This is a genomic window from Streptomyces sp. NPDC048197, from assembly GCF_043202395.1.
Taxonomy (GTDB): Bacteria; Actinomycetota; Actinomycetes; order Streptomycetales; family Streptomycetaceae; genus Streptomyces; species Streptomyces siderophoricus.
Genome location: NZ_JBIDAJ010000009.1, coordinates 90932 through 111165, shown reverse-complemented (window position 1 = coordinate 111165; position 20234 = coordinate 90932). Strand labels below are relative to the sequence as shown.

The following is a 20234-nucleotide window of genomic DNA, read 5'->3' as shown; positions in this document are numbered from 1 at the left end:
GGAGTCGTGGGCGGCGGGGGGCGGTGGTGAGGGGATGGTACGGGGCGGTGGCGTGCCGTGCACACCACCGCCCCTATGAATCGCGTTCTGCTAGTGGGACAGGCCCGCCGCCTTGTCGGACCTGCCGCCGATCCGGTCGCGGACCAGGGAGATCCCGACGACCACGACGGCCAGCAGCACCGACAGCAGCACCTGGATGCGGCCGCCGCCCTCGCTGTCATCGGTGAGCATGTAGGCCAGCACGAACGTGATCATCGCGATCGTGGCCCAGGTCAGGTACGGGAACAGCCACATCCGTACGACCAGCTTGTCCGGGTTCTCGCGGAGGATGATGCCGCGCATCCGCAGCTGCGAGAAGCAGATCACCAGCCACACGAAGAGCGCGACCGCGCCCGAGGAGTTCAGCAGGAACTGGAAGACGGTGGTCGGCCACAGGTAGTTGAAGCCGACCGCGATGAAGCCGAAGAGGACCGAGGCCAGGATCGCGGCCTGCGGGACGCCGCGCGTGCTGGTCCGGGCGAAGGCCTTCGGCGCGTCGCCGCGCTGGCCGAGCGAGAACGCCATCCGGGAGGCGGTGTAGAGGCCGGAGTTCAGGCAGGACAGCACGGCGGTCAGCACGATGACGTTCATGATCTGGCCGGCGTGCGGGATGCCTATGGAGTCGAGGGCCGCGACGTAGGAGCCCTTCTTGGTGATCGAGGGGTCGTTCCACGGCAGGAGGGAGACGACGACCAGGATCGAGCCGAGGTAGAAGATGCCCACCCGCCAGATCACGCTCTTGGTGGCCTTCGTGACCGCGCGCTCGGGGTCCTCGGACTCACCGGCGGCGAGGGTGACGATCTCGGAGCCCATGAAGGAGAAGACGACCATCAGGACGCCGGTGAGGATCGCGCTGGGCCCGTGGGGCAGGAACCCGCCGTGCGAGGTCAGGTTGCCGAAGCCGGTCGCGGCGTGGCCGGTGCCGGGCAGCACACCGAAGATCGCCAGGCCGCCCACGACGATGAAGGCGGCGATGGCGACGACCTTGATGCCCGCGAACCAGAACTCGAACTCGCCGAAGGAGGCGACCGAGGCGAGGTTGCTGGCGGTCAGGACGACCATCACGATCAGCGCCCAGGCCCACTGCGGGACGGCCGGGACCCAGCTCGTGAGGATGGCGGCGCCGGCGGTCGCCTCCACGGCGAGCACCACGACCCAGAAGAACCAGTACAGCCAGCCGATGGAGAAGCCCGCCCAGCGGCCGAGCGCCCGGTCCGCGTACGCGGAGAAGGAGCCGGAGGTCGGGTTGGCCGCCGCCATCTCGCCGAGCATCCGCATGACGAACACGACCAGCGCGCCGACCAGGGCGTAGGACAGCAGGATGCCGGGGCCGGCCGCGGCGATGCCCGACCCGGAGCCGACGAACAGGCCGGCGCCGATGACCCCGCCGACGGCGATCATGGACAGGTGGCGGTTCTTGAGGCCGGAGCGCAGTCCTGACTGCTCCGACGCCGGCCCGCCTTCCGGGGGTGCGGGCGGAGCGGTCAGATGGCTCTGGGGAGGTGTGGTCATTGCGACATCCGTTGAGGGGTTGGAGGGGTCATGCACGGGGTGACTGCTGGGATCGCCTCGGTCTGGACGCACGACAGGGCCGGGTGCTGGCAGGTGGCGATCATGGCCCTGTCGAATGTCGAAAGCGGCGGCACGGGGCCGCGGATTCCGGATGCTCGCGCGGGTGGGGAGCGCTGATCGCGCCGCCGCAGCGTGCCCGGCCTCCTCGTGAGAGGTGAGCGGCATCACGTCCGAATGGATTTGCGTCAGCGTATGTGGCGATGCACGGCGGCGTATTTGTGAGGGACGACAAAGTCACCCCTGATGGCTGTGCGACCGGCCAATGCGGAATCCGTTGCCGACCGCCTACGAGGGCTCCTTCCGGTGCGGGGTGCGCCCGCCCTCGGCGCTTTCCCGGCGGTCCAGCTCGGCGAGCAGCCGGTGCAGGAACGTCCGGGTTTCGGTGACCGCGGACGCCGGGAGCGCGGGAGCCAGGGCGCGGTGGACGGCGGTGGCGCGCTCGGTGACGCGGGCCAGCGCCCGCCGCCCGTCGGAGGTGAGCACCAGCAGCGGGGAACCACGGTGATCCGGGTTGGGTTCGAAGGTGAGATGGCCCAGGTCGGCGAGGTCGTTGGCCACCCGCTGCACGTTCTGCCGGCTGACCCCGAGCCGCCGGGCCGCCTGCGGCACCGTCACGGGTGCGTCCGACGCCACGCTCAGCACCTGCCACCTGGCCTGGGTGAGTCCTTCCGCCTGCGCGGTGCGCTCGCCCAGGCGGCGCAGTGCCCCGGCGGCCTCGAAGACATCGGCCACCAGCAGGGCCATTTCGTCCGGCACCCGGTCCTCCTTCCGGCGCCCCTCGTCGGACCGCCTTCGCTCTCTTGACAACCTGTTGTCAGAATAGCAATGTGCTGTCTATATGCAATGGCTATACACACAGCACGGCACCGGAAAGGGCCCGCCATGAGCACCAGTCGCTCGGTCACCAAGACCGTCACCATCGACCGCCCGCCGGACGAGGTGTTCGCCTTTCTCGCCGACCCGGCCAACTGGCCGCAGTGGGCCGTGGTGAACGTCCGGTCCGTCGAACCCACCGAGGACCCGCAGTGGTGGCGGATGGCCACCCCGCAGGGGCCCGCCAGGCTCCGGATCCGCCCGCACGCCGCGCTGGGCGTCCTGGACCACGACTACCTCGACGAGACCGCCTCCTGGCAGGTGCCCGCCCGCGTCGTGCCCAACGGCGCCGGCGCCGACTTCATGATCACGTTCTTCCGCCCGCCGACCCTCTCCGACGAGGACTTCCGCCGGCAGACCGCCCTGGTCGACACCGAACTGGCAACGCTCAAGGCCGTACTGGAACGCCCGCGGCCGTGACCGGGCCAGGCCGTCACCCCGCCTCCGGCCGGGCCGTCACCCCGCGTCCGCCTCGGACGGCAGGTCCTGCTCGGCCCAGATGATCTTGCCGGTCGGCGTGTAGCGGGTGCCCCAGCGCCGGGTCATCTGGGCGATGATGAACAGCCCGCGGCCGCCCTCGTCGGTCGTCCGGGCATGGCGCAGATGCGGCGCGGTGCTGCCGCCGTCGGAGACCTCGCAGATCAGCCCGTCCTGCCGGATCAGTCGCAGGGTGATCGGGCCGGTGCCGTGCCGGATCGCGTTGGTGACCAGCTCGCTGACGACCAACTCCGTCGTGAACTGCAGCTCCTCCATGCCCCATTCGGCCAGTTGCCGGCCGGCCAGCGCCCGGGCGTTGCCGACCACGGCCGGGTCGGCGGGCAGGTCCCAGGAGGCCACCTGGTGCGCACCCAGCGCACGGGTACGGGCCAGCAGCAGCGCCGCGTCGTCCGACGGCGGCCCGGTCAGCAGCGCCTTGACCACCCGCCCGCCGATGTCCGTGAGCGTCGCCCCGGGCGGCGTCAGCGCGCCGCTCAGCCGGGCCAGCCCGACCCCGATGTCCGGATCGCAGGTCTCGATCAGCCCGTTGGTGTAGAGCGCGAGCAGGCTGCCTTCGGGCAGCTCACGCTCGACCGCCTCGAACGGCAGCGAGCCCAGCCCCAGCGGCGGACCGGCGGGCAGGTCGACCAGCTCGACCGTGCCGTCCGGCCCGGCCACCGCGGGCGGGAGGTGGCCGGCCCGCGCCAGGCAGCACCGCCGGCTGACCGGGTCGTAGACCACGTACAGACAGGTCGCGCCCATGAAGGTGGCGGCCACCGTGGCGTTCCCGGTGTCCGGTGCCGGCTCGGTGCCGTAGGTCTTCACCAGGCCGATGACCAGGTCGTCCAGCCGGGCCAGCAGCTCATCGGGCGGCAGGTCGAGGTTGGCCAGGGTGTGCACCGCCGTCCGGAGCCGGCCCATGGTGGCCGCGGCATTGATGCCGTGGCCGACCACGTCCCCGACGACCAGCGCCACCCGGGCGCCGGACAGCGGGATCACGTCGAACCAGTCGCCGCCCACCCCGCTCGGCGCGTCGGCAGGGAAGTACCAGGACGCGACCTCCAGGGCGGAGCCGCCGGTCAGTTCGTGCGGCAGCAGGTTCTGCTGCATCACCCGCGCCGCGGTCCGCTCCCGCGTGTAGCGGCGCGCGTTGTCGACGCACACCGCGGCCCGCGCCACCAACTCCTCGGCCAGCCGCACGTCGTCCGCGCTGAACGGCCCCAGCCGGCGCGAGCGGAAGAACGTCGCCGCGCCCAGCGTCACCCCGCGGGCCTGCACCGGCGCCACCATCACCGACCGGAACCCGTACGCCCGGATCACCGCGCCGCGTGCCGGGTCCTCGGTGACCCAGGCACTGGACGCCTGGTCCAGCGCCGCCTCCACCAGGGACTCGCCGGCCAGCAGACAGCGGGTGATGGGTGAGGCCGGGGAGCGCCGTACGGCCTCGCCGACCGCCAGGCCCGCTTCCGGGCAGCCCTCGTTGACCGACTGCTGGCCGCAGCGCCGCATCAGCAGACTGCTGTCGACCGGCCCGGGCACCGGCTCGTCGCCCCGGAGGACCGAGTCCAGCAGATCGACGGCGACGAAGTCGGCGAGCGCCGGCACCGCGACGTCGGCCAGCTCCTGGGCGGTGCGGGTGACGTCCAGCGTGCTGCCGATCCGGGCGCTGGCGTCGTTCAGCAGGGCCAGCCGCTCCTGCGCCCGCCAGCGCTCGGTGACGTCGATGACCATGTACCAGATGCCGATCCGCCGGCCCTGCGGATCCGCCAGCCCGAAGAAGGACGCCGAGTAGGCGCGCTCCTGGCTGGGGTCGGCGTAGGTGGGGCTGCGGAATTCGTAGTCCATCACCGGGGTGCCGGTGCGCAGGACCCGATGCATCCGCTCGTGGAAGGCCTCGGCCTCCAGCGGCGGCAGGACCTGGTCCACCGTCCGCCCCAGCCGGCGTTCGAGGGGGATCAGCCGCTCCAGCACGTCGTTGACCCACACGTAGCGCAGCTCGGTGTCCAGCACGGCCATGCCGACCGGGGCGTGCGCCAGGAACGGTTCGAGCATCAGCTGGTTGACCCCGCCGCCCGGCGTCCGCCACTCCTCCAGGGCGAACACCGACCACCGCTCCCCGCCGGCGCCGTCGAGCACCGGCGTGACCTGGACGGCCAGCTGCAGATCGCGGCCGTCGCGGTGGCGCGCGGCCACCGAACCGCCCCAGCCGTCGCCGGTCCGGCACCACGCGGCGACCGCGGCCGCCCGTTCCCTGTCGCCGGGCAGCGCCAGCAGTTCCGCCGCGGGGTGGTGGAGGACCTCCTCGGCGCGGTAGCCGAGCAGTCGCTGCGCGGCCACGGTCCAGGAGACGATCAGCCCCTGTGCGTCGAGTTCGGCCGTGGCCGCTTTCGCGAGGTCACCCGCCCGGCCGGAACCGCCCGGCCGTGCCTTGTCGGAGCTCATGATCGCCAGTCCGTCGGCTCAAGGGAGCATCTCGGCCAGTCTAGGAGTTTTACCGACCGACAGCCGCTGCACCCGGTGACGGATCAGGAGGCCGGCGGCAGCCGCAGTTGCAGCATGGCCAGCAGGCGCTGGTCGGGGCGGCCGAGGTCGAGGCCGGTCAGCTCCTCGGCCCGCCGGATCCGGTAGCGGAGGGTGTTGGGGTGCACGTGCAGCTGGGCGGCGGCGGCCCGGACGTCGCCGAAGGCGTTCAGATAGGCGAGCACGGTCTCGGCCAGCTGCCCCTGGTTGCGGCTGTCGTGCGCGACCAGCGCGGTCAGCCGCGGATCACGCATCTCCGGATGGCCGGAGAGCAGCGTCAGCACCTCGCTGACCAGCACCTCCGCCTGGATGTCCGGCAGCGCGGCGACGGTGGTGGCGACGCCCACGCTCACCATGGCGTCCAGGATGCGGTCCGCCTCCCGCCGCGACTCGGGGACCTCGCCGAGCGCCGGCACGATGCAGCCCACCGAGCCGCGCAACGACAGTCCCAGGTGGCGGCGGACCGCGTCGGTGATCTCCTGCCCCCAGCAGCGCAGGGTGCCGAGGTCGATGCTGCGCGGCAGCTGCGGCAACAGCACGTAGGTCCGGGAGTCGGCCTGGGTGACCAGGGCGCTGCGGTGCCGGGCGGCGGTGTGCACCGAGATCAGGTTGCCGACCTCGGCGCGGGCCAGCTCCGGCGGCGGGGCCTCGGTCCCGTAGGAGAAGCCCAGGACGGCCGCCGGGCGGGCGGCGTCGAGGCCCATGTGGGAGGCGAGCGGCTGCGGCCCGGTGGTGCCCTCCAGCAGCCCGGCCGCCAGGGTGCGGGTCAGCGTGAGATCCGCCGAGAGCTCCCGGCGGCGGCGCACGAGATGCTGTGCGGCGACCCGGGCGGCGCCCAGCAGCGCCTGGTCGCAGTGGTCGGTCAGCGGCGTCGAGCCCTCCTGCACCCAGATGGTGCCCAGCTGCCGCTCCCCGGACCGGATCGCCACCGCGAGCCGGGCGCGGATGCCCAGCTCCGGATGGCTGTCGATGCGGATCACCTCGTCGGAGGCGCGCAGCCGCTGGAAGACCCCCCACTTCCGGAGCCGGGCCAGATACGCCTCGGGGCCGTGCCAGCCCAGGATGGACAGCCGCCGCAGATCGTCGACCTCGTCGGAGTCGGTGGAGCGGGAGTACGCCAGCACCCGGTTCGCGGTGTCCTCGATGCTGACGATGCCGCCGGTGAGGACGGCGGTGGTCTGGGCGAGGGAGAACAGGTCGCCCTCCTCGTCGCCCGCTCCGGGCAGCCCCGGCGGCGCGCTCTCCAGGGCCGCCCGGGCCAGTGCGTCGATCTGCTCCCAGCGCGCCTCACTGCGCACGGACAGCAGCGCGATGCCGGCCTCGACGGCGGTCTCGCTGAGCGCCGCGGCCTGGCCGGGGGCGTCGAGCTTGACCGCGACCGCGGCCGCCCCGTCGCGCCCGCCGGCCCGCAGCGCGGGGAACGCGGCGCGGCCGCGGGCGCCTATGGCGAGGATCAGCTCGCCGGGGCGGGCCATCGGCGGATCCTCGGGGTCGAGCAGGGCGACGCTGCGGATCTCGACGTCCAGCCCGGCGGGCGCCGCCTGCAGCTCGACCAGCGGCTCGCCCAGCGACATCAGCAGCTGGCGCAGGCTGATGCCGGTACGGGGCGGCGATGCCGCCGCGGCTGCGGCTGTTTCCATGATCAGCGCCTCTGCTGGGTCGGTTCGGCCCGGGCCGGACGGCGCAGGCCCTCTTGTGGCGCATACGATCCCGGCCGCCAAGCAGCCGGTCGGCCAAAGTCGGGGCCGCTACGGCACGTATGAGCCACGCCAACAGTACTGCTGCTCCTGGCCGGGAGCTCCGCGGCCGCGGACGGGTCAGCGGAAGGCCCAGCGCATCCGTGGCTCCACCGCGAACCGGAAGACCCGCCGTACGGGCGGGGTGCACAGCAGCGTCACCACCACGGCGGCGATCAGCGTCACCACGACGTGGCCCCACGGCGTACCGACCCAGGCCGCGTCGTACCAGTGCCACCAGCGCGAGCCCTTGGCCAGGAAGCCGTGCAGCAGATAGCCGTAGAGGGTGCCGGCGCCCAGGGTGGTGCACCACATCCGGCGGCCCGGCACCCAGGCGAGGAAGCAGGCGGTCAGCACCAGCGAGCAGCCGAACGTGGCCAGCTGCATCAGCATGCCGCCCCACCACGGCGCCCCCAGCTTCTGGGCGCTGTCGGTGTGGTAGAACCACGCGTCGTTCATCCGCGGCACGGCCCAGTACGCGAACGCGGTCGCGCCCAGCACCACGGGCACCGCCGCGATCCGCACCGCCCGGCGGCGCAGCAGGCGGAAGTGCTCGGGGGAAAGGCACATGCCCAGCACGAAGAACGGCAGGAACTGCAGCACCCGTTGGAGATCGAGATCACTGCCGATCTCCGGGGAGGCCGAGGCGAGTGCGGCGATCGTCAGGGCGACCGGCACCGGCAGGCGGATGATCCGCCACAGCGGGGCGGTGAGCCGCCAGATGAACAGCGCCGGCAGGAACCAGGTGAGGAACCACGGATCCAGCAGGCCGACCGAGAGGTCCGGCTGATCACCGGCCGCGTACCGGAACAGGGCGTAAGCCGTGCGGAACAGGACATAGGGGACGGCGATGCCGGTGACCAGTCGCTGCAGCTGCTCGGGGCGGAAAGTGAAACTCCGGGAAAAATAGCCGGAGATGACGATGAACGCCGGCATGTGGAAGGCGTACAGCACGAGGTAGAGCGCGGCCGAGGTCCGGCTTCCGGCGTAGAACGGCTCCCAGGCGTGGCCGATCGCCACCCATACGATGGCCAGGTATTTGGCATTGTCGAAGTAGGCGTCGCGCCGGGTGCCGCCGGCCTTGTCCGCGGCCGGGGGTGTGCCCTGGGATGCGGCCGGGGCGGGGGCGCGCGCCGAGGCGGTGGTGGAGCGGCGGCGGAGCGGGGCCGCGGTCATGGGTCGTTCCTCCCCTCGGTCGTCTACAGTGTTGTAGACCGTCCCGCACTGTAGGGGCCCGGGCAGGCACCGCGCATCCCGGTCCGCTCAGCCGGCCCGCAGGGGCCTGCCCGTCGGCCCGACGGCGAAACCCCCAGTAAAGTCACTCATCGCGCCAGGCGTGTCGTCCGGGTCGGCCGGGCCGATCCACCAGACCGCCCCACGCGCCGAGGCGTGCCTGCGCCCACCGTCCACCCGTCCCGAGAAATGGATCCCATGAGCGCGATCAGCATCGGCCAAGCCGTCGTCCTCGGAGCCGTGGAGGGGGTGACGGAATTCCTCCCCGTCTCCTCCACCGGCCACCTCAAGATCACCGAGGGGCTGATGGGCATCCCCGTCGACGACAAGGCCGTCGTCGGCTTCTCCGCCGTCATCCAGGTCGGCGCGATCGCCGCCGCGCTCGTCTACTTCGGCAAGGACATCGTGCGCATCGTGGGCGCCTGGTTCCGCGGGCTGGCCAACAAGGAGGAGCGCTACCACCACGACTACAAGTTCGCCTGGTGGGTGATCTTCGCCACCCTCCCGATCGTCGTCGTCGGCCTGGCCGCCAAGCCCCTGATCGAGGGCCCGCTCGCCTCCCTGTGGGTGGTGGCCGGCTCACTGATCGTCGGCAGTGGCGTCATGTGGGCCGCCGACCAGATGGGCCGCCACAAGCGCGGTGAGGACGACACCTCCCTCAAGGACGCCATGTGGGTCGGCTGCTCGCAGATCCTCGCGCTGCTCTTCCCCGGCTTCTCCCGCTCGGGCGCGACCATGTCCACCGCGCTCATCCTCGACCTGGAGCGGGTCGCCGCCACCCGGCTGTCCTTCTTCCTCGGCATCCCGGCCCTCACCGGCGCGGGGATCTACGAGCTCAAGGACGCCATCGGCTCCGGCGCCGCGATCGCCCCGCTGGCCGTCGGCACCGTCGTCTCCTTCGTCGTCGCCTACGCCTCGATCGCCTGGCTGCTGAAGTTCGTCGCCAAGCACTCCTTCAACTCCTTCGTCGTCTACCGCATCCTCATCGGTGCCCTCCTCTTCGGCCTGCTGGGCATGGGCGTCCTCAACTGACCCCGCCGCGGCCGCCGCGCCGGACCGGGATCCGGTCCCGCTGGTGATATGGGTGCAACACCAGCAAGCCCGCCCATAGCGGGCGTAGCGCCCTGGAGGTGGCCGTAATGAACCGGGACCGCTCGGACGACGCGGGCCGGGACGCCGAGGACACCCGCCTACGGGCCCGGCTGCGCGCCACGGAGGAACGGCTGCGCGCCACGGAGGAAGCCGCCGAGTGCATCGGCACCACGCTCGACGCCCGGACGACCTGCACCGAGCTGTCCCGTTTCCTGTGCCGGCACATCGGCGACGCCGCCGCGGTGGAACTCCTCCCCGAGGACGCCACCGCGGCCCGCCGGCCCGCCGAGGCCCCCGCGCTCCGCCGGGTGGCCTCGGCCGGCCTGGTCAAGGTGCTCGAAGCCCGCTTCCCCGACGACGACCCCGAAGGCCTCGAGGGTCGTGAAGGTCCTGAAGGAGCCGAAGGACCCGAAAGCCCGGAAAGATCGGAAGGCCCGGGGAACGGTTCCCCCCTCCTGCGCGCCCTGGCCGAGGACCGCCCCGTCACCGCCCGGGCCGTCCTCTCCGGCGGGATGTCCGCCCAGGCCCTCGCGGTGGCGCTGTCCGCCCAGGGCCGCCGCCACGGCGTACTGATCGTCCTCCGCGCCGGCGGCAGCTTCAGCGCGGACGAGACCGCCACCGTCCTGCACGCGGCCCGCCTGGCGGCCGCCCATCTCACCCACGCCCGCCGGCACTCCTCGGTGCAGCGCACCGCGATGGACCTCCAACGGGCGCTGCTGGCCGAACCGGGCCGCCCGCACCCCAACCTCGAACTCGCCACCCGCTACCTCCCCTCCGGCAGCAGCGCGCTGGTCGGCGGCGACTGGTTCGAGACCGTCCGGCTGCACTACGGGCGCACCCTGCTCGTGATGGGCGACGTCATGGGCCACGGCCTCGACGCCGCGGTCGACATGAACGCCTACCGCTCCAGCCTCCGCTACGTCGCCTCGACCGACCTGCCGCCCCACCGCGTCCTGCGCCAGCTGGACACCGCGGTGGCCGGGGACGAGTCCCGCCGCCCGGCGACCTGCCTGCTCGCCCGGGTGGACCCGGCCCGCAGCATCGCCGCGTTCGCCAGCGCCGGCCACCTCTCCCCGGTGGTCTTCGGCGGCGACGGCACCGCCGACCTCCTCCGGGTCCCCGTCGGCCCGCCCCTGAGCACCGGCACCGGCGGCTACGAACAGATCACCCGCACCCTCACCCCCGACGACACCCTGCTGATGTTCACCGACGGCCTGGTCGAACGCCGCGGCGAGGACATCGACACCTCGCTCTCCCGGCTCTCCCGCCTCCGCCTCCCCGCCGGAGCCGACGTCGAGCAGGTCCTCGACGAGGTCCTCGACCACCTCGACGGCCTGCACGCCGAGGACGACGTCGCCGTCCTCGCCGCCCGGATCCGCCGGCACCCGGAAACCCTGGGGCGGGAGGGGACCGCCGGGGACGAGTCCTGACGATGCGTCAGGGGTCGTTCCGGCGATTTGCCAGGAAGGTTCCTCGGGATGTGCCCCGACGGTTTGTCAGGACTGTTCCCCAGAGGTCGATCCGGCCGGGGGACATGCGATAGCGGCCCCGTGTGAGACCCCGGCGACGGCCCGCACAGCGGCATGGAGGAAGATGCCCAGGTGGCACACCACATGGACCCGGGGGAAGTTGTGAGACCGAAGACCAGCAGCGGCAGCGGGAGTAGGGGCAAGAGCGAGAGCAGGAGCGGGAGAAGGAGCACGGGGATAGCGCTCTCGGCGGCCGTACTGCCCTTCCTCGCCCTGGCGGTGCTTCTCGGGCGCACGGACACCGGCAGCGCCTCCGGGGTGCGCAACGAGGGCCCGGCCTATCCGGGGCCGCACCCCACCATGATCGGCTACCTGCACGAGGAAGAGGGCAAGGACGACTGGATGGTGCTGGTCCCCGCCCCGGACAAGCGGTGACCACGCCGTCCCGGTCCGCGCCGAACTGAACGCGACGCCCAGGCCGTCCCGGTCCGCGCCGAACGGCGTGCTACGACCAGGCCGTCCCCTACCGGGCTGAACTGAGCGCGGCACGCTGCCCGTTGGTGAGCGAACAGCCCGTCCCGGGGGACGGCGCGGGTCGCCTACGATCGCCCGATGGTCATCCCCCGGCCCCTCTCGGACATGACCGGCCCGGTCCTGGGGCGCCTGGCGACCGGCGGTCCGACCCGGTGGGGTCCCGGCCTGGCGCCCACCCGCGCCCTCGACGGCCTCGCGCACCGGGCGGCCCGGCCCGACGCCCTACCCGCCCGCCGCACCACCTGACCACCTGACCACTCGACCACCTGGCCACCTGACCGAAGCGGCCCTCCCCAGGGGGTGTCCCAGGTCAGCGGTGGGATCGGTACGATCTTCAGCCGTTGCCGCCGCGCGCCGCGGCAGCACCGTCCGACGTCTCACGGGGGATCGCACATGTTCGGAATCGTCAGGCCCTGCAGCCATCGCCTGTCCCAAGGGCTCAAGGCCGAATGGATGGCACACCTCTGCGGTCTGTGCCTCGCGCTGCGCGGCGACCACGGACAGTTCGCCCGGGTCGTCACCAACTACGACGGGCTGATCGTCTCCGTCCTGACGGACGCCCAGGCCGGACGCACGGAGGCCGGCCGGCGCACCGCCGGCCCCTGCCCGCTCCGCGGCATGCGCACCGCCTCCGTGGCGCAGGGCGAGGGCGCACGGCTCGCCGCCTCGGTGTCCCTCGTGCTCGCCTCGGCGAAGATCCGCGACCACGTCGCCGACCGGAACGGTCTGCTGCGCCGCCGCCCGGTGGCCGCCGCTGCGCGCCGGGTCGCCGCCGGCTGGGACCGGGCCGGAGCCCGCACCGGCGCCACCCTCGGCTTCGACACCTCCGTCCTCGTCGACGCGGTCGACCGCCAGCCGGCCATCGAGCAACTGGCCGGACCGGGCACGCCGTTGACGGTCATCACCGAACCGACCGAGACCGCGACCGCCGCCGCCTTCGCCCACACCGCCGTACTCGCCGGCCGGCCCGGAAACGCCGCGCCACTGGCCGAGGCCGGCCGGCTCTTCGGGCGGCTGGCGCACCTCCTCGACGCTGTGGAGGACCGGGCCGCGGACGCCGCCGAGGGCGCCTGGAACCCGCTCACCGCGACCGGCGCGAGCACCGCCGACGCCCGCCGGCTCTGCGACGACGCGCTGCACGGCATCCGCCTCGCCCTGCGCGACGTGGAGTTCACCGACTCCGCCCTGGTGCACGTGCTGCTGGTACACGAACTGCGGCGGTCGGTGGACCGCGCCTTCGGCACCGCGGCCTGCTCCCACCAGGGGCATGCCTCCCACCCGCATCAGGGCGGGCCCGGCCAGCCGACTCCGTACGGTCAGCCGACTCCGTACGGCCAGCCGCCGCAGTACGGTCAGCCGCCGGCTGGCGGACCGTACGCCCAGGGGCCGTACCTGAACGCCCCGCAGAATCCTTACGCGCAGAATCCCTACGGGCAGAATCCTCACGGCCAGAATCCTTACGCGGGGGGATCGGTGCCGCCCGGTGGTCACGGCGGCGGCCACGGCGGAGGACACGGGGGCGGCGGCAACGGCGGGGACGGTGGTAACGGTGGCGGCCTGCCGCACTTCCCGCACCAGCCGAAGAAGCCCCGGGGTTTCTTCGCGGGCTGCGCGGTGGCCATCGGCCTGTGCTGCACCTGCAAGGTGTGCTGCGCGGAGGAGTACGAGGGCGCCTGGTCGCGCAAGAAGCGCGAGGGATGCTGCCAGGACTGCGATTGCTGCGACAGCTGCGACCCCTGCAGCGGATGCGACTGCTGTGACTGCTGCAGCTGCTGCGACTGCGGCTGACGTGCCGGCGACGGGAGCGCCGGCCGCCGAAGTACCCCGTCACAAGGCGCACTTGCACGGCTGACGGCAGGCCTGACGAGCATGCCTGACTGCCTGACTGCCTGACTGCCTGGCTGCCTGGCTGCCTGGCTGCCTGGCTGCCTGGCTGCCTGGCTGCCTGACGGCATGAGCGACCGACGAGCACGACTGACCGACGGCATGAGCGACCGACGAACATGACTGACCGACGGGCATGACTCAAGGCCGTGCATGGTTGAAGGCCGTATCTGGCTGATCGCCGCGCATGGCTGACCGCCGTATCTGACCGACGTGGCCGACTGGCGAAGTCAACGACGAGCTCAGTAACGCGGCTCGGTGACGAGGCTCAGCGACAACGCTCAGCGACGAGCTCAGTGAAGAGGCTGAGCGACGCGGCTCAATGATGAAAGCTCAGCGACGAAGCGCAATGACGAGCGGGGCGGTCACGGCACGATGCTGTGACCGCCCCGCCCCGCCCCGCCGTGCGGCTCGGGTCAGGCGCCCGGCGGCACCCGTGACGGGCGGCCGGAGCCGCGGGTGACGGAATAGCCGGCGATGCCCCCGAGGGCCGCGAGCAGCCCGCCGGCCGCGGTCCACAGCCAGCGGTCCGACCACCAGCCGGAGGACCAGCCACCGTCCGGCTCCGCCATGGCCGCCGGCCGCGGCGACGGCGTAGCCCCGTCGGACTGCGGCGTGGCCGTACCGGCGCCCGGCACCAGGGGAGCGGCGAGCGTGCCGTCCACCGCCTGGGCGCCGCCCTGGTCGGCCGTGCCGGCCTCGACCTTGGCATGGACCGGCAGTCCCAGGTCCTCCTGCGGAAGATCGACGACCGTCAGGCGCACGTAATAGCTGCCGGGCAGCGGGTCGTTGGCCCACGGCTCCGCCCAGGCGCGCACCGTCCGCAACGTGCAGGTCAGCTCGACGGAACCGGCGCCCTGGGCCGCGGCCTTGGTCGGAGCGCCGTACTTGCACGGCTGCCGCCGGCGCAGCCCGTCGTAGACGTCCAGTTGCCAGGTGGCCGCACCGTGCCGGGCGGCGGCCGGCAGCGTCACCGTGGCGGTGACCGTGGCGCGCTGTCCCGCGTCGACCGGCAGCACCCAGTAGAGGTAGTCACCGGTGGACGCATCGGCCGTCGCGGGCTGCCCCGGCTTGATGGCGGTCGCCGTACGGAACGAGGTGCCGGCCTCGGTCGGCGCCGCCTCCGCGCTCGCGCTCGGACTCGGCGTCGCGGTGTCGGCGACCGCGGGCCCCGCCACACCGAGCAGACCCGCCCCGGCCAGCGCGGCGGTCATCAGCATCCTGCGTACGGTGCGCATCAGTTGGTCCTCCAGACGGAGACGCGCCAACGGGAGATCCAGCCCCAGACCAGACCGGCCACCAGTCCGGTGAGGGCCAGCGTGATCAGCAGCCACCAGCCGTGGCCGAGCCCGAAGAACGCCGCGTCGGAGGCGTCGCTCGGACCGTCCACCACGTCGATGGCCAGCTCGACCGGCATACCGGGCTCGGTCTTGACCGAAGGCGGCGCCGAGAAGGAGTTGCTGACCTGGAGGCAGACCGTCTTCGCCGGCGGCTCGTCCGCACCGTCCGGGGCATCGGCCGGCGGCTCGGGATAGCGCAGACCGGACGAGATCACATCCGTCCGCCCGTCACCCGCCTCCGCGCCGCGCACCAACTCCCGCCCGTGCTCCGTCGAGGCCCGCAGGAGCACGCCGTAGTCGTTGTTGACCGCACGGTCGGCGGCCACACTCACCGAGGCCCGCAGCTCTTGGCCGGGCCGGACGTCGACCTGGTACCAGCGGTGCTCGGCGAACTTCTCGCGGTCGCTGTAGAGCCCCGGCTTCAGCTTCGGCGCGCCGGCGCAGCTCTGCGCGCCCTGGGTGGCCACCGGCGTGACGACCGGATCGGCCGTCCGTTCCACCAACTGGTGCACACGGTCGCGGAGTTGCTTGGTGTGCTGCACCGAGGTGTACGTCCCGCCGGTCGCCTCCGCGATACAGCTCAGCTGCTTACGGGTCTTGGCGTCCGGCAGCAGACCGAGCGTGTCGACGGTGAGGTGGATGCCCTGCGCGGCGATGTCCCGGGCCACCTGGCACGGGTCGAGCGGGGCGCAGGTGTCCTCGCCATCGGTGATCAGCACGATCCGCCGGGACCCGTCGCCGCCCTTGAGGTCGTGCGCCGCGCCCAGCAGGGCGGGTCCGATGGGCGTCCAGCCGGTCGGGCTGAGCGTCGCCACCGCGGTCTTCGCCTCGGTGCGGTCGAGCGGCCCCACTGGGTAGAGCTGACGGGTGTCCTTGCAGCCGGTCTTCCGGTCCTCACCGCGGTAGTCGGCGCCGAGCGTCCGTATGCCGAGCTGGACGCCGTCCGGTACGGCGTCCAGCACCTCGTTGAACGCCTGCTTCGCGGCGGACATCCGGCTCTGACCGTCGATGTCGCGGGCCCGCATCGAGCCGCTGACGTCGAGGGTCAGCTCCACCTTGGGAGCGGTCTTCGCATCCGGTTCCCCGGCGCTGGCGGGTGTGGGAAGAAGGGCGACGGCCATCGCGGCCAACAGCCCGCACACCCCGGCCGCCAGCCGTTTTCTTGTGATCATCGCTGGATCGTATGGAGAAATCCGCCCCACACCAAAACGATCGCCGGGGCCGACTGCAGGGGGAGTTGGCGCCCGGAGGAACGGGATCGGCCACACGCCGCCGGGCCCGCTCGGGACCCGACCGAGGCCCCGCCCACTGGGAGCCCGCTGCCCGTTACGGTGCGACGCGTCGCCCCCTCACGCCATGCCGATCCCTCGCGCTATGCGGCTCATTCAGGCCATGCCGAACCTTGCGCCCTGCCGCCCCCTCACGCCACGCCGATTTCTTGCGCCCTGCCGATCTCTCGCGCCATGGCGATCCCTTGCGTCCTGCCGATCCTTCGCGCCCTGCTGCCCCCTCACGCCCTGCCGACCCTTTGCGCCCTGCCGAGCTCTCGCGCCCTGCAGACACTTCGTGCCCTGCCCCCCCCTGCGTCCTGCCGACCCCTCACGCCATGCCGCTTTCAGCCAGCGCGTCAGCCCTCGCGGCGTGGGCCGATTCAGTCCAGCGCGTCGGCCATCCGCCCGACCGCCTCGGTGAGTACCTCTGGGGAGGCCGCCAGATTGAGCCGCACATGGCCCGCCCCGCCGGTGCCGAAGTCCGGGCCGGGACTGAGGGCGACCCTGCCGCGCTCCAGGAAGAACGCGGCGGGATTGTCGCCGAGGCCGAGCGGACGGCAGTCGAGCCAGGCGAGGAAGGTGCCCGCGGCCGGACGGTAGCGGACCGCCGGCAGCCGCTCGGCCAGCAACCGGGCGAGCAGTTGGCGGTTTTCGTCGAGCCCGGCGCGCAGCGCGTCGAGCCAGCCGCCGCCGTCCCGCAGCGCAGCCGTGTGCGCGAGGATGCCGACATGGCTCGGGCCGTGGCTGACCTCCTCCGGCATCCGCGCCAGATCCCCTGCGGCCTCGGGACCGGCGACGGCCAGCGCTGCCTTGAGCCCCGCGAGGTTCCACGCCTTGGACGCCGACATGAGCGAGAAGCCGCCCTCCGCGCCCGGCACGCTCAGGTACGGGACGAAGGCGGCGTCCAGTGCCACCACGGGTGCGTGGATCTCATCCGCGACGACCCGCACGCCGTACTCGTCCGCCAGCGCCGCCACTCTCGCCAGCTCCTCCGCACTGTGCACCGTGCCGGTCGGATTGTGCGGGCTGCACAGCAGGTAAGCGCCCCGGCCACGACCCGCAACGGCATCCCGGAACGCCGCTTCCAGCGCATCGAAGTCGATCCGCTGACCGGCACCCAGCGGGGCCTCCACGACCCGCCGGTCCATATGCGTGAGGAACTGGTAGAACGGCGGATACACCGGGCAGTTGACGACCACCGGGTCGCCCGGCCGGGTGACCAGCTTCAGCACCTCGACGATGCCCAGCATCACATCGGGCACGATCGCCGTGCGCTCCACGGCGAGGTCGTGCCAGCCCCACCGCTCGCGGGCGAACCCGGCCAGCGCCCGGGCGTACGCCGTCCCGGCCGGATAGCCGGTGTCGCCGATCGCGACCGCGTCCGCGATCGCCCGGGCCACCGGTGCGGCCAGCGGTACGTCCATCTCGGCCACCCACAACGGCAGCACATCGGCGGGATACGTACGCCACTTCATGCTCGTCCGCCGCCGCAGCGTGTCGAGGGAGAGCGCACGCAGCGGGTTCGCGTCGGCGGGAACGTCGGACGGCCTGGGCTCCATGAGGCAACGATAGGCGCGTCGGCGCGTTCAGGAGGCGGTGAGGACCAGCGCGGCCTGGTCGTCGTCGGTGGCATCGCCGGCGAAGGCCGTCACCGCCGCGGTGACGGACTCCAGCAGCGCGGCGGCAGAGGGAGCCGGACCGCGCACCGCTACCAGCGCATCGGCCAGACGCTGTTCCTCGAAGAACTCGCCGTCGGCGTCACGGGCCTCGGTGATGCCGTCGGTGACCAGCACCAGGCTGTCGCCCGGGGACAGGGCTATCTGGTATGGGGAATCGTCGATGCCGGGCGCGATACCCAGCAACTGCCCCGGCTGGGCGAGTTGTTCCACCGTGCCGTCGGCCCGGCGTATGAGGGGCGGCACATGACCGGCGCGCATCATGTCCAGGACGAGCCGTCCACCCTCGCGCCGCAGTTCGCCGTATATCAGCGATACGAAGGTGTCCTCGCTGGTGCCCTCGATGAGCGCGTCGTTGATGGCCGCGACGACGGCCGCGGGGTCGTGCAGAAGGCGCGCGGCGGCCCGCGCCGTGTGGCGGACCATGCCGGTCGTGGTGGCCGCCGCCGCACCGCGCCCGCAGACGTCGCCGATCATCAGCGCCCAGCGGTCGTCGGGCAGCGGGAAGACGTCGTAGAAGTCACCACCGACATCGAGCCCTTCGCCGGCGGGGTGGTACGACGCCGCCAGCTCGGCGCCCGGCACGGTCGGTAGCTCGGGCGGCAGCAGACCGGCCTGCAGCTCACGGGCCAGCCGGACCCGGTCGGTGAACTGGTGGGCGTTGTCGGCACTCGATGCGGCCCGCCGCGCCAGCTCCTCGGCCAGCGCGATCACATGCCCGTCCAGCTCCCGGTCGGTTGCCAGCAGGGTCAGCACCCCGAACGTACGGCCACGGGTCGCCAACGGGACACACACATAGCCGGTGACGGTCGACCGCCCGGGAGGTGTGCCGGGACGGAGGCTGCCGTCGAGGCCGGAGCTACCGTCGAGCCGGGCGCGGCTGGCGTCGCCGTCCGGGCCGTCGCGATTGTCGGGGCCGCCAAGGCTGGCGTGGTTGCCGGGACCGGTACGCCCGCCGCAACCGGAACCGCCGCCGGGACCGGAGCCGCCGTCGTGCCCATGACTGCCGTCGTGGCCGTGACTGCCGTCGTGGCCGTGACTGCCGTTGGGGCCGGCGACACGGCTCTCGGAACCGACGACACGGCTCTCGGGGGCGGCCGCACGGCTCTCGGGGCCGGTGGCACGGATTCGGCCCGTCTCGGTGGCGCCGGAGGCCAGCACCCGGGCGACCGCGCCGTCGATCTCGTCGCTCAGCCCGGGGGCGGACAGCAGGCTCTCGCCGGCCAGGCCGTCCGAGGCCACCGCGATCCGATGGGTGTGGCCGTCCTCCATGACGTGCACGGTGCACAGTGGTGCCAGCGAGGGCACGGTCAGCCGGGCCAGACACTGCAGGCAGTCGAAGTAGTGCGGTTCACGGGTGATGGCGGTGCTGGCGTCCAGCACGAACGCCAGGTCCTCCCGGGCCTCCTTCTCCCTCTCCTGGGCGGCCTGGCCGGCCTCCAGCGCACGGCGGCGCTCGATCGCCAGGGCCGCGATCCGGGCGAACGCCCCACTCAGTGCCACGTCCTTGTCGTTCGGCGCCTTCGGAGTGCGGTGGTACATCGCGAAGGTGCCCAGCAGCTGCCCGTCCACCCCCATGATCGGCGTGGACCAGCAGGCCGCCACCCCGGCCTGTTGCGCCAGCTCCTGATAGCCGTCCCACCGCGGGTCGGTGGCGATGTCCGTGACGATCACCGGAGCACGCAGATACGCGGCGGTGCCGCAGGAACCCACGTCCGGGCCGATGGCCACCCCGTCGATCGCCTCGTTGTAGAAGGCGGGCAGACTGGGCCCGGCGCCGTGCCGCAGATGTGCCCCGTCGGGGTCGGCGAGCAGCACCGAGACGATCAGGTCGGGGGAGAACTCCTCGATCGCCCGCGCCATCCCGGTCAGGATCTCGCCGAGCGGTGCGTCGCGCGCGATCTGCTCCAGCAGCACCCGCTGCTCGGCGGCAAGGATCTGCGTGTGGTGATACGCGGTGATGTCCACCGCGATCACCACCACGCCGTCGACCGCGCCGTCCGCGTCCCGGCGCGGCTCGTAGGTGAAGTCGAAATACCCCTCCCGCTCCGCTCCCGGCGCGCCGAGCACCAGCCGAGCGCCCCGGGCCCGGTAGGCGGTGCCGGTCCGGTACACCTCATCGAGCCGGTTCAGTACGCCCTGCGGGCCGAGCTCCGGCAGCAGCTCACCGATCGGTACCCCGGTCTGCCCCCGGTCGCCGCCGACCGCCTCCAGGAACGCCGGATTCGCCGCCTCGAGCCGGTGCCGCGGCCCGCTCAGCGCAGCGAAGATCACCGGAGCCTGGTCGAAGAGGTCCTCGTACTCCGTGCTCCGCCTGTGCAAGGACCTGATCCGTTCGGTGACCGATCCGAGTCGATCCGTGGACATGGAAGGCTGCCCTCTCATGCGTTCGCCGACCGCGCCGTCGCGCCCTCTCTTCACTGTGACATATCGGGCATATGCCCATGTGCTTCGATCGTCGATCCGGCTCCGCTGCCCGGCGTCGTCCGGTGGGTCCACCTGCTGGAATCCCCGGGCG

Annotated in this window: 15 protein-coding genes; 6 read left to right on the top strand and 9 right to left on the bottom strand. The window is 72.6% G+C overall.

Annotated features, from left to right (window positions below; all coding sequences use genetic code 11):
• Window positions 1-90: 90 nt before the first annotated feature.
• Both ACGF4C_RS15080 and ACGF4C_RS15075 read right to left on the bottom strand, forming a co-directional pair.
• Window positions 91-1551 carry an amino acid permease gene (locus ACGF4C_RS15080; protein WP_393566451.1) on the bottom strand — a complete coding sequence of 487 codons (1461 nt, stop codon included), beginning with the start codon at window positions 1549-1551 and terminating at the stop codon, window positions 91-93.
• A 345-nt stretch (window positions 1552-1896) separates the two neighbouring features.
• Window positions 1897-2367, bottom strand: a complete 471-nt coding sequence (locus ACGF4C_RS15075) for a MarR family winged helix-turn-helix transcriptional regulator (RefSeq protein ID WP_393566449.1) — start codon at window positions 2365-2367, stop codon at window positions 1897-1899.
• Window positions 2368-2493: 126 nt separating this feature from the next.
• Here ACGF4C_RS15075 and ACGF4C_RS15070 point away from each other — a divergent pair, with 126 nt between their 5' ends.
• Window positions 2494-2904 carry an SRPBCC family protein gene (locus ACGF4C_RS15070; protein WP_393566447.1) on the top strand — a complete coding sequence of 137 codons (411 nt, stop codon included), beginning with the start codon at window positions 2494-2496 and terminating at the stop codon, window positions 2902-2904.
• Between the two features lie 36 nt (window positions 2905-2940).
• Here the strand turns inward: ACGF4C_RS15070 and ACGF4C_RS15065 are convergent, their stop codons facing one another.
• The 3 genes from ACGF4C_RS15065 to ACGF4C_RS15055 form a co-directional block, all read right to left on the bottom strand.
• Window positions 2941-5403 carry a SpoIIE family protein phosphatase gene (locus tag ACGF4C_RS15065; protein WP_393566445.1) on the bottom strand — a complete coding sequence of 821 codons (2463 nt, stop codon included), beginning with the start codon at window positions 5401-5403 and terminating at the stop codon, window positions 2941-2943.
• An 83-nt stretch (window positions 5404-5486) separates the two neighbouring features.
• On the bottom strand, window positions 5487-7121 hold the full coding sequence (locus ACGF4C_RS15060; RefSeq protein WP_393566443.1) for a helix-turn-helix domain-containing protein: 1635 nt from the start codon (window positions 7119-7121) through the stop codon (window positions 5487-5489).
• A gap of 177 nt (window positions 7122-7298) precedes the next feature.
• A complete protein-coding gene (locus ACGF4C_RS15055) occupies window positions 7299-8393 on the bottom strand; it encodes an acyltransferase family protein (protein ID WP_393566441.1) in 1095 nt (364 codons plus the stop codon).
• Window positions 8394-8648: 255 nt separating this feature from the next.
• Between ACGF4C_RS15055 and ACGF4C_RS15050 the strand changes: the two genes are divergently transcribed.
• From ACGF4C_RS15050 to ACGF4C_RS15030, 5 genes are all read left to right on the top strand, one after another.
• Window positions 8649-9482: an undecaprenyl-diphosphate phosphatase gene (locus tag ACGF4C_RS15050; RefSeq protein ID WP_362142000.1), complete on the top strand. Its 834-nt coding sequence runs from the start codon at window positions 8649-8651 to the stop codon at window positions 9480-9482.
• A 107-nt stretch (window positions 9483-9589) separates the two neighbouring features.
• Window positions 9590-10972 (top strand): PP2C family protein-serine/threonine phosphatase, encoded by a 1383-nt coding sequence (locus tag ACGF4C_RS15045; protein ID WP_393566439.1) that lies wholly within the window; start codon window positions 9590-9592, stop codon window positions 10970-10972.
• Between the two features lie 201 nt (window positions 10973-11173).
• Window positions 11174-11446, top strand: coding sequence for a hypothetical protein (locus ACGF4C_RS15040; RefSeq protein ID WP_393566437.1), 273 nt, complete (start codon window positions 11174-11176; stop codon window positions 11444-11446).
• Between the two features lie 177 nt (window positions 11447-11623).
• A complete protein-coding gene (locus ACGF4C_RS15035) occupies window positions 11624-11791 on the top strand; it encodes a hypothetical protein (RefSeq protein ID WP_393566436.1) in 168 nt (55 codons plus the stop codon).
• Window positions 11792-11938: 147 nt separating this feature from the next.
• Window positions 11939-13333, top strand: coding sequence for a DUF5685 family protein (locus ACGF4C_RS15030; protein WP_393566434.1), 1395 nt, complete (start codon window positions 11939-11941; stop codon window positions 13331-13333).
• Between the two features lie 512 nt (window positions 13334-13845).
• Here ACGF4C_RS15030 and ACGF4C_RS15025 read toward each other — a convergent pair.
• The 4 genes from ACGF4C_RS15025 to ACGF4C_RS15010 form a co-directional block, all read right to left on the bottom strand.
• Window positions 13846-14667 carry a hypothetical protein gene (locus tag ACGF4C_RS15025; RefSeq protein WP_393566432.1) on the bottom strand — a complete coding sequence of 274 codons (822 nt, stop codon included), beginning with the start codon at window positions 14665-14667 and terminating at the stop codon, window positions 13846-13848.
• Window positions 14667-15941 carry a VWA domain-containing protein gene (locus ACGF4C_RS15020; protein ID WP_393566431.1) on the bottom strand — a complete coding sequence of 425 codons (1275 nt, stop codon included), beginning with the start codon at window positions 15939-15941 and terminating at the stop codon, window positions 14667-14669. Before ACGF4C_RS15020 ends, ACGF4C_RS15025 begins: the two co-directional genes overlap by 1 nt.
• A gap of 479 nt (window positions 15942-16420) precedes the next feature.
• Window positions 16421-17599, bottom strand: coding sequence for a MalY/PatB family protein (locus ACGF4C_RS15015; RefSeq protein ID WP_393566429.1), 1179 nt, complete (start codon window positions 17597-17599; stop codon window positions 16421-16423).
• 27 nt (window positions 17600-17626) lie between these two features.
• Window positions 17627-20038, bottom strand: coding sequence for a GAF domain-containing SpoIIE family protein phosphatase (locus ACGF4C_RS15010; protein ID WP_393566428.1), 2412 nt, complete (start codon window positions 20036-20038; stop codon window positions 17627-17629).
• Between the last annotated feature and the right edge of the window lie 196 nt (window positions 20039-20234).